The following is a 20,052-nucleotide window of genomic DNA, read 5'->3' on the forward strand; positions in this document are numbered from 1 at the left end:
CGTCTCAACATCCGCCATGCTCAGGCCAAATTCCTTCATGATTTCAGCACCCAAAGAGATCGTTCCAGAACACGAACCCCATGAAGCACAGCACCAGAAGCAGACCGGCCCGATAGGCCATTTCCATCATCCGTTCCGACACCGGCCGGCGGATAACGGCCTCCACCCCGTAGAACAACAGATGGCCGCCGTCGAGGGGGGGAATCGGCAAAAGGTTTAGAATGCCTATCCCAACGGACAGCAGCGCGACGAGCTGCACCAGCCATTCGAAACCGAGTTTGGCCGCCTTGCCGGCCATGTCGGCGATCTTGACCGGGCCACCCAACTGGCACTTGTCCTCGCGCCCGACGGCGAAGCGCTGCAGGAACTGTCCGGTGCGCTCGATGACGTGGCCGGTTTCCGCAACGGCCGCCGCAACGGCTCCGACCGGGGTGTAGGTGATGAGGCGGGGCTGGCCGAGTTCCTTGTTGTTGACGACGCCGATCACGGCCACCTTGACCTTGTTGCCGAGCGCGTCCTCCTGCTCCATCAGCTGCGGCGACGCGGTCACCGTGATCTCCTTGCCGCCGCGCAGCATGACGAAGGTGATGGTGTCGCCGGCGCGGCCGGAGACCAGCCGCTGCACGTCGCCGAAGGTTTCGACCTTGCTGCCGTCAACGCTGACGAATCGGTCGCCTGGCAAGATGCCGGCCTTGGCCGCGGGACTGTCTGTTGTAACCTCCGCGACCATCGGCTCCGCGACATAACGCCCATACGCGGCAAACAGCACGGAAAAGACGACGATCGTCAGCAGGAAGTTAAACAGCGGCCCGGCCACCACCGTTGCCGCGCGCTTCCAGATCGCCTGGGTGTGGAAGGCAACCTTGCGTTCCTCGTCGGTCAGCGTTTCGAGTTCTTCCGATGTCGGCTGGCTGGAGGTGGCGTTCATGTCGCCCACAAACTTGACATAGCCGCCAAGCGGTATGGCGCAAAGCTTCCAGCGCGTACCATGCCTGTCGTTGAAGCCGATGAGCTCCGGACCGAAGCCGATTGAGAAGGCCCTGACCCCGATGCCGCACCAGCGGCCGACGAGATAGTGGCCCATCTCGTGAACGAACACCACGACGGTCAGAACGAAGAGAAACGGCACGAGCGTGCCGAGAAAGAGGCCTTCCGTGCTGAAAATCGCGTGAAGAATCTCGTTCAATTCAGGCCCTCAAGTTCTTCCGCGTCGCTGCGTGACTGTGACATCAATACAGGCGAATCCAAGGCGCCCGCGCCAGATCGTGGAATGACACCGTTCAAATGGGAAACAGCCCCTGTGCCGGATGCTCGGCGCCCGCCGCGATCCAGCCGATGACGTATAGGGCAAGAGCGGCCGCGACAAGCCCGTCGACACGGTCCATGACGCCGCCATGCCCAGGGATGAGCACGCCAGAATCCTTGCGGCCGTGACGCCGCTTGACCCAGGATTCGAAGAGGTCGCCGGCCTGGGCGACAATCGACAGCACCAGCGCCACAACACCCAGCAACGCCAGGTTGCCGGCGCCGGCGAAGGCGGCAAGCAGAAGCCCTGCCACGACACCGCCGACCGCCCCGCCGAGGGCGCCGCTGCGGGTCTTGCCTGGCGAGATCGAAGGCGCCAGTTTGGGCCCGCCAACGGCACGCCCGACGAAATAGGCAAAAATGTCGGTTGCCCAGACGACCGCGAACAGGAACAGGATGGCGACAAGGCCCGAATGGTCGCCGTCGCGCAGCAGGGCAAGCGACAGGCCCGACATGCAGGCATAGGCAAGGCCGCCGGCGTCCCACTGGCCGATCTTGCGAACTCCAGCGGTGATCGCAGCTGTCCCAACCAGAATCACAACGAGCGGCAGCAGCCACCGTGCGGGCAGGCCGGCAATCAAGGCGCCGACGAAAATGACCATTAGCGCTTCCGGGAGAAAACCAAGCCCGTCGGCCGCGGCGGGCCGCGACATGCGTGTCCACTCGTAAAAGATCATTGCCGCCATGACGGCGCACAGCAGCCGGAACGGCAGGCCGCCGAGCCAGGTCAGGCCGAGGGCCACAATGGCCAGCACGACAGCCGACATGACGCGCAGCTGAAGGTTGCTCATCCCGCGGCCGGCCGCGAAGCGACGTCCTGCGGCCCCAGTCCGCCGAAGCGGCGCTCGCGGCCGGCATATTCGCGCAAGGCCTCGGCGAAATGCTCGCGGTTGAAATCCGGCCAGTAGCACGGCAGGAAGACGAGTTCACTGTAGGCGGCCTGCCACAAGAGGAAGTTGGACAGGCGCAGTTCGCCGCTGGTGCGGATGACCAGCTCCGGATCGGGAATGCCTTGCGTGTCGAGAGAGCCGGCAAAGCTTTCAGCCGATATAGCCTCGCTGTCCATTTCGCCGCGCGCCACGGCCGCGGCAAGCTTGCGCGCCGTGCGGACGATCTCGTCACGCCCGCCGTAATTGAAGGCGATCACCAGCGTCAGCGAGGTGTTGTGGATCGTCAGCGATTCGGCCTCGTCGAGCAGCCCCCTGATGTCCGCCTGCAGCCCTGTGCGGTCGCCGATGATCCTGACCCGTACGCCGCTCTGGTGCAGCTCGGCAAGGTCGCGACGGATGAACAGCTTCAACAGACCCATAAGGTCGCTGACCTCGGACTTCGGCCGCGACCAGTTCTCCGACGAGAAAGCGTAGACGGTCAGGAAGGAGATGCCGAGACCGGGGGCGGCGCGCACCGCCTTGCGCAGCGCCTCGACGCCGGCGCGATGACCGGCGAGCCTCGGCATACCGCGCGCCTTGGCCCAGCGTCCATTTCCATCCATGATGATCGCGACATGCGCGGGCGTTGTCATGATCTCGCTTTCGGGTCAGCCAAGGGCCAACCCTAAACCTGCATGATTTCAGCTTCCTTGTCGGAAAGCAGATGATCGATGGTGCTGATGGTTTCGTCGGTAAGTTTCTGGACCTGGTCGGAACGCTTGCGCTGATCGTCCTCGCTGATGTCGCCGTCCTTCTCCGCCTTCTTCAGGAAATCCATGCCGTCGCGGCGCACGTGGCGCGCGGCGACACGGGCGTTCTCTGCGTAGCCGTGCGAGATCTTGACCAGTTCCTTGCGGCGCTGTTCGTTGAGCTCCGGCAGCGGAATCCTCAGATTGGTGCCATCGACGATCGGGTTGAAGCCCAGATTGGATTCCCGGATCGCGCGGTCGACCGCGCCGACCATCGATTTGTCCCAGACCGAGACCGAGATCATGCGCGGCTCCGGCACCGAAACGTTGGCCACCTGGTTGATCGGCATGGTGGTGCCATAGGCCTGCACCTGGATGGCATCGAGCAGATTGCTGGAGGCGCGACCGGTCCGCAGCGAAGCCAGGTCATGCTTGAACGCGGCGATGGCCCCATCCATGCGCCGCTTCAGATCGTCGTACTCACCACTCATCTTAGTCTCCTCGACCCGTTTGCCGCGGGTTCACTGCTTCGGGGCAAGGGCCCCGTGTTCGAGCCTGATGTTCGAAAGCCGGTTTCCCCTTCCAGGGATCGGCCCCGATCATTCGTCCGCGACGACCGTGCAGCGGCCGCCGCCCCTTAGAATATCGCCGAAACCACCCTTTTCGTGGATCGAATAGACGATTATCGGAATGTTGTTTTCGCGCGCAAGTGCAATCGCAGCGGTATCCATGATGGAAAGGCCGCGATTTATGACTTCGGCGTGGCTGATGCGCTCGAAACGCGCCGCACTCGGGTCCTTTTTCGGGTCGGCCGAATAGACGCCGTCGACCTGGGTACCCTTGAACAGCGCGTCGGCGCCGATTTCGGCCGCGCGAAGTGCCGCTGCCGAATCAGTGGTGAAGAACGGATTGCCGGTGCCGCCGGCGAAGATCACCACCTTGCCCTGGTTCATGTAGGCGGTCGCTTGGCGCTGCGAAAAACTCTCGCAAAGCTCGGGCATGGCAATTGCGGACAGCACGACGGCATCGACACCGATCTTGTTCAGCGACGTGCGCAACGCCAGCGAATTGATGACCGTGGCAAGCATGCCCATGTGATCGCCGGTAACGCGGTCGCCTCCCTTGGAGGCGACCGCCACGCCGCGAAAGATATTGCCGCCGCCGATAACGACACCCACCTCGATGCCCAGCGCACGGGCCTCGGCAATGTCGCCGGCGATGCGGTCGACGACCGAGACGTCGATGCCGAAATGCTGTTCGCCCATCAACGCTTCGCCCGAAGCTTTCAGCAGAACACGTCGGTAGCGGGGCTTGACCGTCATCTGGTTCCTCGAAATTCCGGCGTGGCAAGCTCTGAAGGCGAAAACGCCCCCTGCTTCGCCCGGCGGTGCTGTCATGACGGGTTGACCGGATACACGAAGGGCGCGGCGATGTCACGCCGCGCCCTTGTGCAAAATTCCAGGCTTTCTGGATCAGTTGCTGCTGATGGCAACCGCCTCGCCTTCGACCACGACCGGCAATGCGTAGCCTGACGGCTTGTCGCCGGTCACGACACCGCCCGCGACACGGACCTGGATCTCGGGACCGAAATAAGAATGCGGGAACGGTGCCGGCGTGCCGCTCACCTTGTCCAGGCGCTGGCGAGGCGCGGGCGGTATGGAGAAATCGAGCGCCGCAAGATTATCCTGCAGCTGCGAAAGCCGCGTTGCTCCGAGAATGACGGTGGCAACTCCTGGCTGAGTCGCCACCCAGTTCAGCGCGACCTGAGCCATGCCGCGGCCGAGTTCGGCGGCGACTTTCTCCAGCTCCGCCACCACAGCCCAGTTGTGCTCGCTGAATTTCTGGAAGCCTGGGTGGGTGGTGTTGCGGAAGCCGTCGAGCCGGCCGGCATTGCCCGCCTGCGCCGGGCGGTATTTGCCACTTAGCAGTCCGCTTGCCAGCGGGCTCCAGACCATGATGCCGGCGCCATGGCGTGTCCCGAACGGCACGAATTCATGCTCGATGGCACGCTCCGCGAGGGAGTATTCAAGCTGCAACGCCGAGATCGGCTCATGGCCGCGCAGTTCGGCGATCGCCTGCGCCCGCCCGGCATACCAGGCCGGCACGTCGGACAGGCCGATGTGACGTATCTTGCCTGCCCGAACCAGATCGTCGAGCGTACGCAGCACTTCTTCGGCCGGCGTCAGCCTGTCCCAGATATGCATGAGATAGAGATCGATATAGTCGGTACCCAGCCGCTTCAGCGATGCGTCGACGGCACGCATGATGTTCTTGCGGCCATTGCCGCCGGCGTTCGGATTGCCGGGGTTCGAGTTCATGGTGAATTTGGTGGCGATCACCGCCTTGTCGCGCAAGCCCCGCTCGGCCACGAATTCACCGAGCCAGGTCTCGGCCGTGCCGCCGGTGTAAAGGTCGGCGGTGTCGAAGAAATTGCCTCCGGCCTCGACATAGGCGTCGAACATCGCGCGCGCCGTATCCCGGTCCGCGCCCCAGCCCCATTCCGTCCCGAAAGTCATCGTGCCCAGTGCCAGCCGGCTGACGCGCAGGCCGCTGTTGCCGAGTGTGTAGTAGCTCATCGTCATTGTCTTTTCCGATCTTGGTCCGGTTGATGCGGGCGTCATTGGCCAGGTGTCGCCTTGACCCAGGGATTGCCGCGCTCATGCGTCATGCGGAAGGTGAAGCCATCGACCTTCCAGCCAGCCGCGGAGCGCGTGAGGTGATGCTCATACGTGCCCCAGACCTCCCAGAGCGGGTCGCCATTGCCCTCCATCCGGTTCCAGGCGTAGCCGTTCGACAGAACGGTCGCCGTGTCCGCTTCAAGGACGACCTGGTGATTGGTGCGCAGATGCAGGCTGGTCTTGCTGCCTTTGAGATTGCCGGCCCAGGCGCCGATCAGATCGTCGGAGGCGATGTTGGCCGCGGGCTGCCCGGACAGGCTGCTGAAGTCGGCGGTGACCCTATCCGCGAAATAGCTGCGCGCGCGTTTCCAGTCCTGCGCGTCGACCGCGCGGTCGATGGCATCGGCGATGCGGATGATGGCGCGGTCATCGGCAAGCGCCTGCCAGCCCATCGGTTCGGCCCCGCCGGCGTCGAGCGGCGCCAAGGCAAGCCCTGCGGCGAAGGTAGCGTGTTTCAAGGCGTTCATGTCTCTTCTCCTCGATACCATCAGCCCGATCGCCGATGTGTTGGCGACAATGTGGACCTTTGCCTCGGCGTCGATAAGATTGCATTGTCCGCAAAGACTATGCGATACTGTTCATGAATGGACCGGGATCTGCTCAGCCATCTGCCTGTCATCATTGCGGTCGCCCGGCGCGGCAGTTTTGCCCTTGCCGCGGCCGAACTGGGCATGAGCCCTTCGGCGGTCAGCCATGCAGTGCGCCTCGTCGAGGAGCGGATCGGTCAGCCGCTGTTTGCGCGCACGACGCGCAGCGTTTCGCTCACCGAGGCCGGCAAGGCGCTGGTGGAAACGGCGGCCCCTGCCCTCCAGGATATCGCCGAGCGGATGGATCGTATTCGCAGCGTCAAGGGCAGACCGTCCGGGCTGCTCAGGATCAACGCCTCCAACATTGCAATGCCGTTGGCGGTGACGCCGGTCGTGGCGGCGATGGCCGAGCGATATCCCGACATCACGGTCGAGATTTTTGCCGATCAAGGGTTGGTCGATATCGTCGGCGAAGGTTTTGACGCCGGCATCCGGCTTGGCGAGATGATCGCCCAGGACATGGTGGCCATCCGACTGACGCAGCCCTTCAAAGCCGTTATCGTCGCCTCGCCCGCCTATATCGGGCGACATGGCCGTCCGCGCAGCGTGGCCGATCTCACGAACCACAATTGCATCGGATACCGTCTCGTTCGCTCCGGTGCCCTCTATCGCTGGGATTTGACCTGGGACGGCAAGGACGTGGTCATGGAAACCAGCGGTACGGCCATCGTGACGGACTCGCTTGCGGCAATCGATCTGGCTCTCGCCGGAGTGGGCCTTGCCTACATGTTCGAGCCGCTGGCGCGCGCCGATCTCGCGGCCGGTCGCCTGGTGCAGGTTCTGCCGCAATCAGCGATCGAGGAACCCGGCCTTTTCCTCTACTTTCCGCGTCGCGCGGCGATGGCGCCCAAACTCAGGGCCTTTATCGACACCGCGAACGAAATCGGCCGGGCATCCCAGCGGATGTCCGGCCGAAAAAACACAGGCGAAATGGACCGGTAAGAAGTTACTTCTTGACCGCCGCCGCGACTTCCGCGGCGAAATCCGTCTCTTCCTTCTCGATGCCCTCGCCAAGGGCGAAGCGCAAATAGGCCGTGATCTTGGCCGGCGCGCCGATTTCCTTTTCGGCATCCTGCAGCGCCTTCTCGACGGTGATGTCGGGATTGAGCACGAAGGCCTGCTTCAGGAGCACGACTTCCTCATAGAATTTGCGCAGGCGACCCTCGACCATCTTCTCGATGATGGCTTCCGGCTTGCCGGACTGGCGCGCCTGGTCGGAGAAGATTGCCTTCTCACGCTCGACCGCGGCCGGATCGATCTGCTCGGCGGTCAGCGCCATCGGGTTGGTGGCGGCGACATGCATGGCGACCTGGCGGCCAAAGGCATTGGCGGCATGCTCGTTGCCCGTGGTCTCGATCGCGACCAGCACACCGAGCTTGCCGAGACCATCGGCAACAGCGTTGTGGACATAGGTCGCAACCGCACCATGCGGAACGGTGAGCTTGGCCGAGCGGCGGAAGCCCATATTCTCGCCGATAGTGCCGACCGCGTCCTTGATGGTGTCGGTGACCGACTTGTCGGAGCCCGGATATTTGGCGGCGGCGACCGCTTCGGTCGTGCCATAGGCAAGCGCCACCTTGGCGACGTTGGCGACGATTTCCTGGAAGGCGGCATTGCGGGCGACGAAGTCGGTCTCGGAATTCACCTCGACCACGGCAGCTTCACGCACACCGTTGTCGACGCCGATCAGGCCTTCGGCTGCCGTACGGCCGGCCTTCTTGTCGGCCTTGGAGATACCCTTCTTGCGCAGCCAGTCAACGGCCTCTTCCAAGTTGCCGTTGGTCTCGTTCAACGCCGCCTTGCAGTCCATCATGCCCGCGCCGGTCAAGTCGCGGAGTTCTTTGACCTGTGCAGCCGAAATGCTCATTGTCGCCTCTTTGTTTAAATGCACCGACGCACCATCGGTATTCGATGGTGCGTCTGTTTAGCGTGCCAAAATATGAGAAAGATGAAGGCCGCAACCGGCCTTCGATTATCAAGCCTCGGGGGCTTCCGACGCCGGAGCCGGATCGAGCGCCGGTTCGACCGGAGCTTCGACCGAAGCGCCGATATCCATGCCGAGCGCGCCCTGCTGACGGGCGATGCCGTCGATGGCGGCCTTGGCAATCAGGTCGCAATAAAGCTGGATGGCGCGGGCCGCGTCGTCATTGCCGGGGATCGGGAAATCGATCTTGTCCGGATCGCAGTTCGAATCGATGATGGCGACGACCGGGATGCCCAGGCGCTTGGCCTCGAGGATGGCGATCGCCTCCTTGTTGGTGTCGATCACGAACATCAGGTCGGGCGTCGAGCCCATGTCCTTGATACCGCCGAGCGCCTTGTCGAGCTTCTCGCGCTCGCGATCGAGGTTCAGGCGTTCCTTCTTGGTCAACCCTTGCGCTTCGCCGGCCAGCATCTCGTCGAGCTTGCGCAGGCGCTGGATCGAGTTCGAGATCGTCTTCCAGTTGGTCAGCATGCCGCCGAGCCAACGCGAGTTGACGTAGTACTGGGCCGAACGCTGTGCCGCATCGGCAACGATGTCCGACGCCTGGCGCTTGGTGCCGACGAACAGCACGCGGCCGCCCTTGGCGACGGTGTCGGAAACCTGCTTCAGCGCCTGGTGCAGCAAAGGCACCGTCTGCGAGAGGTCGATGATGTGGATGTTGTTGCGGGCGCCGTAGATGTAGGACGCCATCTTCGGGTTCCAGCGGTGGGTCTGGTGGCCGAAGTGAATGCCAGCTTCCAAAAGCTGGCGCATGCTGAAATCAGGCAGTGCCATTCTAAGTTCCTTTCCGGTTAGCCTCCACGGACACAGGCATTTTTGGACCGAGGTCCTCGAACGCCACCGGAGGTCTCAGCCGGATTTCTCCCGGGCAGACACCAAAGTCCGTGTGTGGAATGAGCGCGCATATAGAGGGGAAGTCCGACAAACGCAAGCGGGGCGGCGCTTTAACGCCTAGCGTGCGGCAATCAGCGCTCCGGTGCCGATCATGGCGCTGCCGGCGAACCTGTTCATCAGCCGCATGCGCCTGGGTGTCCTGAACCAGCCCGAAGCCCGGCCCGCGAGCGCGGCATAGACCCCCATTGTCACGATATTGACGCTGATGACGGTCGCCACCACCAGCAGGCCATCGAAAAAGGTCATCGTGTCGAGGTCGAGAATCAGCGGCATGATCGAGGCATGGAACAGGATCGCCTTCGGGTTTCCGAGCGCTATGGACGCGCCGAGCAGAAAGGATCGGGACAATTTCGCCTGCCCCGTCCGCGGCTCATTCGATTGCGCGACCGAGGCCCGCCACATCCTGACGCCGAGAAAGATCAGATAGGCGGCGCCGGCATATTTCAACAGGAGGAAGATCCATTCGAAGGTCTGAGCCAGGGCCACCAACCCCAGCAGCGCCAGAGTGACGAGCACGGCATCGCCGGCGGCGACCCCAAGGCCGGCCATGAAGGCCCGCAGGAACCCACGCGACACACCGTTGGTGATGACCGCGAACATTGCCGGCCCCGGCGTGGCGGCGGCGAGCGTCACAGCGGCGCAATATGCCAGGAATGCCGTTGGTGTCATCGCTTGGACTTTCCGTTGGGCACCCGCACGCGCCGGAAGATGGCGACGATCTGCTCGCGGCTGCACTCGATGGCGCCGAGCCGCACCGCACGGTCGCGCTCGAAGCCGGTTATGTCATAATGCGGAGCGGATGTCTTAGGCGGGCCCTGGTAGGACGAGCGCTTGATGCCGAGTTCCGCCGCAAAGCGATGCAATTCGTCGGTGTCGTCGGCTAGGAGATGGCACCAGAGATGGCCGGCCCATTTCCAGATCGCCGCATCTACATAGACTGCCATCAAGCCCGCCACGGCCAGCTCAATTGCCCGACCCTGCTATTTCGATACTGGGCAAGGCTTTGTCTGGTCGAACAGCGACAGGTTGACCAGCTTGCCGGTCATCGAGAAGTCGCCATAGTCCATGACGAGATCACGGGTGATGCCGTTCTCGTGCAGCTTGAAGCTGATCCGGTATTCCGGCACTTCCTCGCCGTTCTGGGCGCTGTCGTCGAAATAGGCGATGTCGACCGGCCAGTATTTGTCGGTGGCAAGCTTCGCCAATGCCGGCGCTTCCGGATCGGCCTTGTCGGCCTCGCTCTTCTTGCCGACGACAACGGTGGTCGTCATCACCTTGTTGGCGTCTTCCGAGCCGTCGAACAGGTTGGTCTGATAGAAGTTTTCGCCTTTTTCGGCCTTTCCGATCAGCTCGACCAGATGCTGGGTCGGAAACTGGGTGGCGGCGAGTTCGAGACTGTTCTTCTCCGGCTTGTCGATATCGACCTTGAGGCCCTTCGCGTCTTTCGTGGCCATACCCTTGACCTCCTTGTCGAGGTTCTGGTCGACAAAGGATTTCGTCACGAACGAAAAGGTCTTGCCTTCGGCATCCTCGAAAGTCGTCGTCTGCTGGTCGGTCAGCTTCGTGTTGTCGTTGGTGGCGATCTGGGTGACGAAACGGAATTTCACCGTATAGCCTTCGCAGGCCGAGCCGTTGAACTCGTAGACCATGCGGCCGGTGATGCCGGTGATGCCGGACCGATCATCCGCTTTCTTGAGCGTGAGATCATAGACGGCGCGATGCGCCTGCAGCGCCGGTGCGGCGACAGCGGCGCCTGTTGGCAAAAGCGCCGACAACAGAACGGCGTGGAATGCAAGGCGCGTCGCGCGCATGAGGTACTCCGATCGTCGCGGCTGATGGCAGGCCGCAGGGAAAGATGGTCCAGCTTAAAAAAAGTCGTGGCGGAAGCGAGGCAAAAATAGCAATTTCGGCCCGGCCAGCGCGGCGCCTTCCAGCAATAGGGAAAAGCAATGAGTGAAACAATCGAAAAGCGGCTAAGTGATCTCGGCGTGACGCTTCCTGTCGCGGCCGCACCCGCCGCCAACTACGTGCCCTATTCCAGGACCGGCAACCTGCTGTTCACCGCTGGTCAGTTGCCGCTCAAGGACGGCAAGCTGCAGGCAAGCGGCCTGCTCGGCCGAGACGTCGACACGGCAAGCGGCAAGGACGCGGCGAAATACTGCGCCATCAACATCCTGGCACAAGCCAAGGCGGCACTTGGCGACCTCGAGAAGATCCGTCGCCTGGTGAAGATCACCGTCTTCGTGGCCTCTGCCCCCGACTTCGTCGAGCAGCATCTGGTCGCCAACGGCGCCTCCGATTTCCTGGTTGCCGCGCTCGGCGAAAGCGGCAAGCACGCGCGCTCGGCCGTCGGCACCGCCTCCTTGCCGCTTAATGCCGCGGTGGAAATCGAAGCGATCTTCGAAGTCGAATGAGTGTAGGTGCTGACATGACCGACCTCTCCTGGCTGACGGCCCGGCCGGTTGCCCATCGCGGCTTTCACGACATGAACAAGACGCGCTGGGAAAACACGCTTTCCGCCTTCGCTGCCGCGGCCGAACGCGGCTACGCGATCGAATGCGACGTGCATCTGTCGTCGGACGGCATCCCCGTCGTGATCCATGACGACGATTTGCAACGGCTGACCGGGCAGGACGGTTTCGTCTGGCAACGCAGCGCGGCCGAACTTACCGCGCTCAAGGTTGGCGGCACGGCGGATCACGTGCCGACGTTGCAGGAAGCACTCGACCTCGTCGATGGTCGCGTGCCCATGGTGGTCGAACTGAAAGGAACTCCCGGTCGCGACGAAGGCCTGGTGGCGCGCGTCGGCAAGATGCTCAAGCGCTACAAGGGCAAGGCGGCGATCATGTCATTCGATCACTGGCTGATCCGCGATTTCCCCAAACACGCGCCCGGCATCCCGGCTGGATTGACCGCCTATGGCAAGGACGCCAAGCTGATCGAAGCACATTTCGCCATGCTGGCGCACGAACTCGCCTTTACCTCCTATGCCGCCGGCGATCTGCCGAACCCGTTTGTCAGCTTCGTGCGCGAAAAGCTCAAAATGCCTGTCATCACTTGGACGGTGCATGATCAGCCCGCGATCGACCTGACCTTTAGATACGCCGACCAGATGACGTTCGAAGGGTTCGAACCGGACATGGTCGAAGTCGCCTGAGAAGGGTGCCCGAAACGTGACTTGTAGCGGCCCGAATGGAGCTTAAATAAGCCTCATGGATCAGGGCGACGACGGCGACGGACAAATGGCGAATGCAGACTATTCGATCCGCATCGCCGCCGGCATCGGAGCCTTTACCTGCGACGAATGGAACGGCTTTGCCGGAACCACGCGTAGCGACACGGAAACTGGGTACAACCCACTCGTTTCATTCGCTTTTTTGAGCGCTCTGGAGGATTCCGGCTGCGCCGTGCGGCGCACCGGCTGGCAAGGTCATCACCTGCGGCTGGAGACCGCGCAAGGCAGGCTCCTCGGCGCCGTTCCCTGTTATCTCAAGTCGCACAGCCAGGGCGAATACGTGTTCGATCACGGCTGGTCGGATGCCTTCGAGCGCGCCGGCGGCCGTTACTACCCAAAACTGCAAAGTGCCGTGCCGTTCACCCCCGTCACCGGCCCTCGCCTGCTGGTCGGCAAAGGCGAGGATCAGGGTGCGGTGAAGGCTGGGCTTGCCGCCGGTCTCAAAATGGTGACCGACAAGCTCGGCGTGTCCTCTGCGCATGTCACCTTCGTGCAGGAGAGCGACGTCGCGACGCTGGAAGCCGCGGGCTTCCTGCATCGCACCGACCAGCAGTTCCATTTCTTCAACGAAGGCTTTTCAACCTATGACGACTTTCTCGCCACGCTTGCCTCACGCAAACGCAAGGCGATGAGGAAGGAACGGCGCGAGGCGCTGGCCGGTGGCATCTCGATCGACTGGCTGACCGGAAAGGACCTGACCGAAAAGGCCTGGGACGACTTCTTCGCCTTCTATATGGACACCGGCAGCCGCAAATGGGGCCGCCCCTACCTGAACCGCCAGTTCTTCTCGTTGATTGGCGAACGCATGGCGGACGACATCCTGCTGGTGATGGCCAGGCGCGACGGGCGCTATATTGCCGGCGCCATCAACTTCATCGGTTCCGACGCACTCTACGGCCGCAACTGGGGCTGCATCGAGGATCACCCCTACCTGCATTTCGAGGTTTGCTATCACCAGGCCATCGACTTCGCCATCGAACGCAGGCTGAAGGTGGTCGAGGCAGGCGCGCAAGGCGAACACAAGCTGGCGCGCGGCTACCGGCCGGTGACCATGCATTCGGCCCACTACATTTCCCATCCTGGCCTGCGCAACGCGGTCGCCGATTATCTCAGGCGCGAGCGGCGCGAAGTCGAGCGGATGGGCGAATATCTGGAAGAACACACGCCCTTCCGCAAATCCGATCCTTGAGGGCCGCTTCATCGCTCCCTTGTCGAAGCGGGCGTGTCGATCTCGCCCGATCGTCTTGCCGCTCGCGAGAGGCTTCGTTACACCGGATGGCGAGGCACAATCCGGAGCGTTCGCCATGGCCGAAACCGCCTATGACCCCGACAACATCTTCGCAAAGATCCTGCGTGGAGAAATTCCTTCGCACCGCGTTTACGAAGATGACGCCGTAGTGGCCTTCATGGACGTGATGCCGCAAGGACCGGGCCATACGCTGGTGGTGCCGAAAGCACCGTCGCGCAACTTGCTCGACGCCAACCCGGAGATATTTGGCTCGCTCTTTACAGTTGTTCAAAAAATGGCGCTGGCGGTGAAGAAAGCCTTTAACGCCGATGGCGTCACCATAATGCAGTTCAACGAGCCAGCCTCCGGACAGACGGTCTATCACCTGCATGTGCATGTGGTTCCGCGCTTCGAGGGCGTGGCGCTCAAACCGCATTCCGGACAGATGGAGAAGCCGGAAGTGCTGGCGGAGAATGCCGGCAAGATCCGTGCCGCGCTCGCGGGCTGAGGCGTCTGTTCGCCGTTCTCATATGACTTTGGCGCAATGAAAAAGCCCCGTTTCCGGGGCTTTTCCGAGTAAGTTCCGATCAGCCTTTTCTGGGCAGTTGCGGCACAAGGCTGCGCTTGCCGCCGTCCTTGCCCTTGGGTTCCGGCTTCTGCGCCACGGCCTTCTTTGCCACGGGCTTCTTGGCCACCGCCTTGGACGGCTTCGGCGCGTCTTCCGGTTCTTCCTTCTTCGGCTTCACCGGTGCCTCGTCGGCGAGCGATTCGAGCTTCAGGCCGGTCTCGCCGGTTTCCTTCTTCTCGACGGTGACGCGCACCGTGCCGCCCTTCTTCAGCTTGCCGAACAGCACCTCGTCGGCCAGCGGCTTCTTGATGTGCTCCTGGATGACGCGGCCAAGTGGACGCGCGCCCATGCGTTCGTCATAACCCTTGTCGGCAAGCCAGGCGATCGCGTCCGGCGACAGGTCGAAGGTGACGCCGCGCTCGGAGAGCTGGGCTTCCAGCTGCATGACGAACTTCTGCACCACCTGATGGATCACCGGCACCGGCAGCGAGCCGAACGGGATGATCGCATCGAGACGGTTGCGGAATTCCGGCGTGAACAGCCGGTTGATCGCCTCGACATCGTCGCCTTCGCGCTTGGTCGAACCGAAACCGATCGCCGCGCGCTGCGCATCGGATGCGCCCGCGTTGGTGGTCATGATCAGGATGACATTGCGGAAGTCGATCTGCTTGCCATTATGGTCGGTCAGCTTGCCGTGGTCCATCACCTGCAACAGGATGTTGAACAGGTCCGGATGCGCCTTCTCGACCTCGTCCAGCAGCAGCACGCAGTGCGGATGCTGGTCGACACCGTCGGTCAAAAGGCCGCCTTGGTCGAAACCGACATAGCCGGGAGGCGCGCCGATCAGCCGCGAGACGGTGTGGCGTTCCATATATTCCGACATGTCGAAGCGGATCAGTTCGACGCCGAGCGAGGCGGCCAACTGCTTGGCGACCTCCGTCTTGCCGACGCCGGTCGGGCCCGAGAACAGGTACGAGCCGATCGGCTTTTCCGGTTCGCGCAGGCCGGCCCGTGCCAGCTTGATCGCCGAGGTCAGCGCCGTAATGGCGGTGTCCTGGCCGTAGACGACGCGCTTGAGCTCAATGTCCAGGCCCTGCAGCACCTTCTCGTCATCGGCCGAAACCGTCTTCGGCGGAATACGCGCCATGGTGGCGATCGTCGCTTCGATCTCCTTGATGCCGATCGTCTTCTTGCGCTTGGCTTCCGGCACCAGCATCTGCGAGGCGCCGGTCTCGTCGATCACGTCGATCGCCTTGTCCGGCAGCTTGCGGTCGTTGATGTAGCGCGCCGACAGCTCCACCGAGGCCTTGATCGCCTCGTTGGTGAACTTCACCTTGTGAAATTCCTCATAATAGGGCTTCAGGCCCTTCATGATCTCGATGGCGTCCTCGACGGTCGGTTCGTTGACGTCGATCTTCTGGAAGCGCCGAACCAAGGCACGGTCCTTCTCGAAGAACTGGCGGAACTCCTTGTAGGTGGTCGAACCGATGCAGCGGATCGCGCCGGAAGACAGCGCCGGCTTCAACAGGTTCGACGCATCCATGGCACCGCCCGAAGTGGCGCCGGCACCGATCACCGTATGGATCTCGTCGATGAACAGCACGGCACCCGGATAATCTTCGAGTTCCTTGACGACCTGCTTCAGCCGTTCCTCGAAATCGCCACGATAGCGCGTGCCGGCCAACAGCGTGCCCATGTCGAGCGCGAAGATGGTGGCATTGTGCAGCACTTCCGGCACGTCGCCCTCGACGATGCGCTTGGCCAGCCCTTCGGCGATCGCCGTCTTGCCGACGCCGGGGTCACCGACGTAGAGCGGGTTGTTCTTGGAACGGCGGCACAGCACCTGGATGGTGCGGTTGATCTCGCCTTCGCGGCCGATCAGCGGATCGATCTTGCCGGCCTTGGCCTTGTTGTTCAGGTTGACGCAATAAGCGGTCAACGCGTCCTGCTGCTGCTTCTTCTTGCCGCCCTCCTCCTGTGGCTCGGCGCCGTTCGGGCCGCCCTGCTCGTCATCGGCACCGCGCGGGCTGCGGCTCTCCGACGCGCCCGGACGCTTGGCGATGCCATGCGAGATGTAGTTGACCGCGTCGTAGCGGGTCATCTGCTGTTCCTGCAGGAAATAAGCGGCATGGCTTTCGCGCTCGGCGAAGATCGCCACGAGCACGTTGGCACCAGACACTTCCTCGCGACCCGATGACTGCACATGGATCACCGCGCGCTGGATGACGCGCTGGAAGCCGGCGGTCGGCTTGGAGTCCTCGTCGTAGCCGGTAACCAGATTGTCGAGCTCGGTATCGATATAGGTGAGAACGGTATGCTTCAGCTCGTCGAGATCGACGTTGCAGGCGCGCATGACGGCGGCCGCCTCGGTGTCGTCGATGAGCGCGAGCAGCAAATGTTCAAGGGTTGCATATTCATGGTGCCGCTCATTGGCGAGCGTCAGCGCCTGGTGAAGCGCCTTTTCCAGGCCTTGGGAGAAAGCCGGCATGTTACCTCACTTCTTCTCCATCACGCATTGCAGCGGATGCTGATTCTGTCGGGCGAAATCCATGACCTGAGACACTTTGGTCTCGGCCACCTCGAATGTATAGACCCCGCACTCGCCCACTCCATGATTGTGAACATGAAGCATGATGCGTGTGGCGGCTTCGCGGTCCTTCTGGAAAAAACGTTCCAGCACGTGAACCACGAACTCCATCGGAGTGTAGTCGTCGTTGAGGATGAGGACCCGGTAAAGGCTGGGCTTCTTGGTTTTGGTTTTGGTGCGCGTGATGACGGCCGTCCCGCGGCCGGCCTCATTGCCGTCGCCGCCGCCGTTTTGCATCCGCGCCACTTGTCTCGTGGCAGTCAAACCGATCGTCACGTAATCCTGCCTCTTTCGAATCCTCATGCGAGTTCAACATGTAGGTGTTCGATGGACGATTTTAAGCCCTTCTGGTTAGCTGACAATATGGCTAGGTGGCCAACCTGGCGGTTTTTCGCAATCGTGAAGCGCTGGCATGAAAAAACCCGGCCGCGTTTCCGCGGTCGGGTTTTGTCCCGCGCCCAAAGGGCCGGATTTTCAATTCACGGGCGAAAAATTACTTTGCCTTGGCAACGATCGATTCGAACGGCTTGTAGGCCTCTTTGGCGAGTGCGGCATAGAGGTCGCCAATCTTGGTAGCCTCAGCGACGAACGCCTCGTAGGACTGCTTGGCATAGTCGGATTGAATCTCGATCGCCTTGTCCAGCGACTTGGCCGAGAACAGCTTCTCGCACGCGACGCTGCCGGCTTCGAAGCTCTTCTTGGTGTATTCGCCGGCCTCGGTGGCGATCGCCTGCGCGCCCTTGGACAAGGAGGCGAAGCTCTTCAATCCGGTGTCGGCGAACTCCTTGCCGTATTTGCTGAAGTCCTCATAGGTCTGGGTCATTTCGTACTCTCCCTGGACGGTTGACGCGCCCTGCCCCGAGCGCCGTTGTGCAATGCATAATATATATTGTGCAGCGCACAAAAGTCAAGAAGTCGGGGGCTCGCGACCCCGCGGGCAGCGGCAATGGCTAAAATTCGAATAAAGGAAGGCTCAAACCCCCAGAAAATGGTGAACGCGGCGGTTACCATAAACGGATTGGTAACGCTGCCCCGCTAGCTTGGCCAGAAGTGAGGCAGGATCCCTTTGCCGCCTCCAGCGCAACGAGAAATTCAAAGGAACTACCAGTGCGTCAGGCGTTGTCGGGCTTCGTTTCCAAATCCGCGTTCCCTCTTAAAACGATCATGATCCTCGCCATGGCGATGACCTTCGTCGTCGCGGACGTCGCCTCGTCGCTCGCGGCGAAATCCGCGGCCATCGTCGTCGATGCCAAAACCGGCAAGGTGCTGTACTCGGCTAATGCCGATGGCCGGCGCTATCCCGCTTCGCTGACCAAGATGATGACGCTCTATCTGACCTTCGAAGCGATGGCGAAAGGCAGGATCAGCAGAAACTCGCCAGTCGTGTTTTCGGCCCATGCGTCAGCCGAGGCGCCGACGAAGCTCGGCGTGAAGCCTGGTGGATCGGTGGCGGTCGAGACCGCGATCCTGTCGATCGTGACGAAGTCGGCCAACGACTCGGCGACCGCGCTCGGCGAAATGCTCGGCGGCAACGAAACCAACTTCGCCCGGATGATGACGGCCAAGGCGCGGCAGCTTGGCATGAACGGCACGGTCTTCCGCAACGCCAACGGCCTGCCGGATCCGGGACAGTTCACCACCGCGCGCGACATGGCCACGCTCGGCATTGCGCTCAGGGAACATTTTCCCCAGTACTACGGCTATTTCGCGCAGCGATCCTTTCTCTACGGTCGCCAGCGCATCAATGGCCATAACCGTCTGCTCGGACGCATCAAGGGCGTCGACGGCATCAAGACCGGCTATACCCGCGCCTCCGGCTTCAATCTCGTCTCGTCCGTTAATGACGGCAACCGCCGCCTGGTCGCCGTTGTCATGGGCGGCACGTCGGGCGGCAGCCGAGACAACCAGATGGCGGGCCTGATCAACACCTATCTGCCGAGGGCCTCGACCCGCGGTGGCGGCGACCTCGTTGCCAAGGCGGACAGCAACCCCATCAGCGCACTTGCAAAGGTTCTCCTGCCCAAGCATGACGCGCCGACCCCGGACGAAAAGCCGGTGGCCGTGGCGGAAGCCGATACGGCCGTCGCCGACGACGCGACCGTTGCCCAGGGCGACAGCGAGGACGAGGATACAGCCGAGGCGGAGGCACCCAAGCTGGTTGTCCCGGCAAAGAAGGTAAAGACGGTCATCGTCTCCGCTCCCAAGGTCGCCACCGCCCAGGTCGTGGCCGCCTATGCCGAGCCCACCCCGGCCGTTGATCCGGTCAGCACCGCGTCGGTTCCGTCAGGCTGGGCCATCCAGGTTGCCTCCTCGCCGAAGCAGTCCGAAGCCCAGGCTTTCCTCGACAAGACCACCAAGCAAGCTCCCAAGGTGCTGGCCCACGCCTCCGGCTTCACCGTCGCTTTCGACAAGGACGGCGCCACCTACTACCGCGCTCGCTTCGGCGGCTTTGGGTCCAAGGATGCCGCCTGGAAGGCCTGCACCGCTTTGAAGAAGAAGAAAATCGAGTGCTACGCCGTCCAGCAATAGGACTGCGTGGAAGATATCTCCCGGAAAATTTTTGCGTCGAAGGAGACTAGTTGTGATTGGAGAGCAAGACGTCCTTGGCTTCGTTAATCCGCGCCGCCAGGAAAGACGTGCCGCCGACATCGGGGTGCAGGCGCTGCATCAGGCGGCGGTGCGCCTTGCGGACATCCGCCGCGGCGGCCCCCGCTTCAAGACCAAGGACCTTGTAGGCCTCCTCCTTAGTCATGGCGCCCGGACCTGGCGCAACACCCAGCCCTTCGCCACCGTTCGTCTCAGCGTATTTGCGCCAGACGGGAAATCTGCCGTCAAGATACGTCTCTAGCAACTGCCGGCTCTCCGGATCGCCGGAGAGTTCACGGTAGAGATGCTGCAATTGCGCAAGGGTCATCGAGCCAAGCATCTTGCCATCGTGGCGGCCGGCCAGAACCAGTCCTTCCAGGCCGCCAGTATTGTGATCGAGTTCCATCTCGAGTGCCGCCGTCCGCACCGTTGAGCGTTTTCCAGCACCCGGTCTGGCCTTTGGCCCGCCCGTATGCATGGCGCCGTACCAGGCGATTGCCACGAACAGGATGATGCCGCCGATGCCTTGGCGCCCGACCAGGAGCACGGCGCCACCCACCAGCGCCAGCAGGATCGGTCCCAATTTTCTCATTCCGCTTGCGAGTTGCGCCGGATCCGCGCGGAGAAATGCGGTGGCTACCCCCAGCAGCACCAGCAACAACGCGACCACAATGATAATTGCGCCTAACATTTCGCACCGCCCCGCAGGGGTCCTGTCCGCTCGGACAGCCGCGTGATGTCCTTCAACACTTTTCCTGCGCCAGAATCATGGCCTTTAATCG

22 protein-coding genes are annotated in these 20,052 nt (G+C 62.4%); 6 read left to right on the plus strand and 16 right to left on the minus strand.

All coding sequences use genetic code 11. The annotated features are described in order from the left end of the window. Window positions 1-43 precede the first annotated feature (43 nt). The 7 genes from rseP to FJW04_RS28100 all read right to left on the minus strand — a co-directional run bounded on the left by rseP (window position 44) and on the right by FJW04_RS28100 (window position 6,068). Window positions 44-1,186, minus strand: coding sequence for an RIP metalloprotease RseP (gene rseP / locus FJW04_RS28070; RefSeq protein WP_140718030.1), 1,143 nt, complete (start codon window positions 1,184-1,186; stop codon window positions 44-46). Between the two features lie 94 nt (window positions 1,187-1,280). Continuing rightward, complete coding sequence (locus tag FJW04_RS28075; protein WP_140718031.1) at window positions 1,281-2,096, minus strand: phosphatidate cytidylyltransferase; 816 nt, start codon at window positions 2,094-2,096, stop codon at window positions 1,281-1,283. Continuing rightward, window positions 2,093-2,827 carry an isoprenyl transferase gene (locus FJW04_RS28080; RefSeq protein ID WP_140664120.1) on the minus strand — a complete coding sequence of 245 codons (735 nt, stop codon included), beginning with the start codon at window positions 2,825-2,827 and terminating at the stop codon, window positions 2,093-2,095. Before FJW04_RS28080 ends, FJW04_RS28075 begins: the two co-directional genes overlap by 4 nt. Before the next feature lie 32 nt (window positions 2,828-2,859). Continuing rightward, window positions 2,860-3,414: a ribosome recycling factor gene (gene frr, locus FJW04_RS28085; protein ID WP_015317784.1), complete on the minus strand. Its 555-nt coding sequence runs from the start codon at window positions 3,412-3,414 to the stop codon at window positions 2,860-2,862. A gap of 108 nt (window positions 3,415-3,522) precedes the next feature. Then, window positions 3,523-4,245 carry a UMP kinase gene (gene pyrH, locus FJW04_RS28090; RefSeq protein ID WP_140718033.1) on the minus strand — a complete coding sequence of 241 codons (723 nt, stop codon included), beginning with the start codon at window positions 4,243-4,245 and terminating at the stop codon, window positions 3,523-3,525. Between the two features lie 150 nt (window positions 4,246-4,395). Beyond that, a complete protein-coding gene (locus FJW04_RS28095; protein WP_140718035.1) occupies window positions 4,396-5,505 on the minus strand; it encodes an aldo/keto reductase in 1,110 nt (369 codons plus the stop codon). Between the two features lie 35 nt (window positions 5,506-5,540). Next, on the minus strand, window positions 5,541-6,068 hold the full coding sequence (locus tag FJW04_RS28100) for a nuclear transport factor 2 family protein (protein WP_015317781.1): 528 nt from the start codon (window positions 6,066-6,068) through the stop codon (window positions 5,541-5,543). Between the two features lie 117 nt (window positions 6,069-6,185). On the opposite strand from FJW04_RS28100, the gene FJW04_RS28105 reads away from it, so the two are divergent. Continuing rightward, window positions 6,186-7,130 carry a LysR family transcriptional regulator gene (locus FJW04_RS28105; protein WP_140718037.1) on the plus strand — a complete coding sequence of 315 codons (945 nt, stop codon included), beginning with the start codon at window positions 6,186-6,188 and terminating at the stop codon, window positions 7,128-7,130. A gap of 4 nt (window positions 7,131-7,134) precedes the next feature. Here FJW04_RS28105 and tsf read toward each other — a convergent pair whose 3' ends face one another. From tsf to FJW04_RS28130, 5 genes are all read right to left on the minus strand, one after another. Beyond that, window positions 7,135-8,055: a translation elongation factor Ts gene (gene tsf / locus FJW04_RS28110; protein ID WP_015317779.1), complete on the minus strand. Its 921-nt coding sequence runs from the start codon at window positions 8,053-8,055 to the stop codon at window positions 7,135-7,137. Between the two features lie 108 nt (window positions 8,056-8,163). After that, complete coding sequence (rpsB, locus tag FJW04_RS28115; RefSeq protein ID WP_015317778.1) at window positions 8,164-8,946, minus strand: 30S ribosomal protein S2; 783 nt, start codon at window positions 8,944-8,946, stop codon at window positions 8,164-8,166. A gap of 177 nt (window positions 8,947-9,123) precedes the next feature. Continuing rightward, window positions 9,124-9,735 carry a LysE family translocator gene (locus FJW04_RS28120; RefSeq protein WP_015317777.1) on the minus strand — a complete coding sequence of 204 codons (612 nt, stop codon included), beginning with the start codon at window positions 9,733-9,735 and terminating at the stop codon, window positions 9,124-9,126. Continuing rightward, window positions 9,732-10,010: a DUF4031 domain-containing protein gene (locus tag FJW04_RS28125; protein WP_140616396.1), complete on the minus strand. Its 279-nt coding sequence runs from the start codon at window positions 10,008-10,010 to the stop codon at window positions 9,732-9,734. The genes FJW04_RS28120 and FJW04_RS28125 overlap by 4 nt, the downstream gene beginning before the upstream one ends. Before the next feature lie 36 nt (window positions 10,011-10,046). Further along, on the minus strand, window positions 10,047-10,877 hold the full coding sequence (locus tag FJW04_RS28130; protein ID WP_015317775.1) for a cell envelope integrity EipB family protein: 831 nt from the start codon (window positions 10,875-10,877) through the stop codon (window positions 10,047-10,049). Between the two features lie 138 nt (window positions 10,878-11,015). On the opposite strand from FJW04_RS28130, the gene FJW04_RS28135 reads away from it, so the two are divergent. From FJW04_RS28135 to FJW04_RS28150, 4 genes are all read left to right on the plus strand, one after another. Next, window positions 11,016-11,480: a RidA family protein gene (locus FJW04_RS28135; RefSeq protein WP_140718039.1), complete on the plus strand. Its 465-nt coding sequence runs from the start codon at window positions 11,016-11,018 to the stop codon at window positions 11,478-11,480. Window positions 11,481-11,494: 14 nt separating this feature from the next. Next, window positions 11,495-12,223, plus strand: a complete 729-nt coding sequence (locus FJW04_RS28140) for a glycerophosphodiester phosphodiesterase (RefSeq protein WP_140718041.1) — start codon at window positions 11,495-11,497, stop codon at window positions 12,221-12,223. A gap of 55 nt (window positions 12,224-12,278) precedes the next feature. Continuing rightward, window positions 12,279-13,490, plus strand: coding sequence for a GNAT family N-acetyltransferase (locus FJW04_RS28145; protein ID WP_140718043.1), 1,212 nt, complete (start codon window positions 12,279-12,281; stop codon window positions 13,488-13,490). A gap of 115 nt (window positions 13,491-13,605) precedes the next feature. Beyond that, the gene (locus FJW04_RS28150; protein WP_140718045.1) at window positions 13,606-14,037 is read left to right on the plus strand and encodes an HIT family protein; all 432 of its coding nucleotides are present in this window, start codon (window positions 13,606-13,608) and stop codon (window positions 14,035-14,037) included. A gap of 79 nt (window positions 14,038-14,116) precedes the next feature. On the opposite strand, the gene clpA is transcribed toward FJW04_RS28150, so the two are convergent. The 3 genes from clpA to FJW04_RS28165 form a co-directional block, all read right to left on the minus strand. Continuing rightward, window positions 14,117-16,585, minus strand: a complete 2,469-nt coding sequence (gene clpA, locus FJW04_RS28155) for an ATP-dependent Clp protease ATP-binding subunit ClpA (RefSeq protein ID WP_140718047.1) — start codon at window positions 16,583-16,585, stop codon at window positions 14,117-14,119. 6 nt (window positions 16,586-16,591) lie between these two features. Next, window positions 16,592-16,921 (minus strand): ATP-dependent Clp protease adapter ClpS, encoded by a 330-nt coding sequence (gene clpS, locus FJW04_RS28160; protein WP_010909565.1) that lies wholly within the window; start codon window positions 16,919-16,921, stop codon window positions 16,592-16,594. Between the two features lie 256 nt (window positions 16,922-17,177). Further along, entirely contained in the window at window positions 17,178-17,507 is a 330-nt protein-coding gene (locus tag FJW04_RS28165) for a phasin family protein (protein WP_140718049.1), read from the minus strand. Between the two features lie 284 nt (window positions 17,508-17,791). Between FJW04_RS28165 and FJW04_RS28170 the strand changes: the two genes are divergently transcribed. Then, the gene (locus tag FJW04_RS28170) at window positions 17,792-19,213 is read left to right on the plus strand and encodes a D-alanyl-D-alanine carboxypeptidase (RefSeq protein ID WP_140718052.1); all 1,422 of its coding nucleotides are present in this window, start codon (window positions 17,792-17,794) and stop codon (window positions 19,211-19,213) included. Window positions 19,214-19,259: 46 nt separating this feature from the next. Here the strand turns inward: FJW04_RS28170 and FJW04_RS28175 are convergent, their stop codons facing one another. Beyond that, window positions 19,260-19,961, minus strand: coding sequence for a DnaJ domain-containing protein (locus tag FJW04_RS28175; RefSeq protein WP_140718054.1), 702 nt, complete (start codon window positions 19,959-19,961; stop codon window positions 19,260-19,262). Window positions 19,962-20,052: the final 91 nt, after the last annotated feature.

Origin of the sequence: Mesorhizobium sp. B2-7-3 (assembly GCF_006440715.1) — a bacterium.
In the GTDB taxonomy this organism is placed as follows: Bacteria; Pseudomonadota; Alphaproteobacteria; order Rhizobiales; family Rhizobiaceae; genus Mesorhizobium; species Mesorhizobium australicum.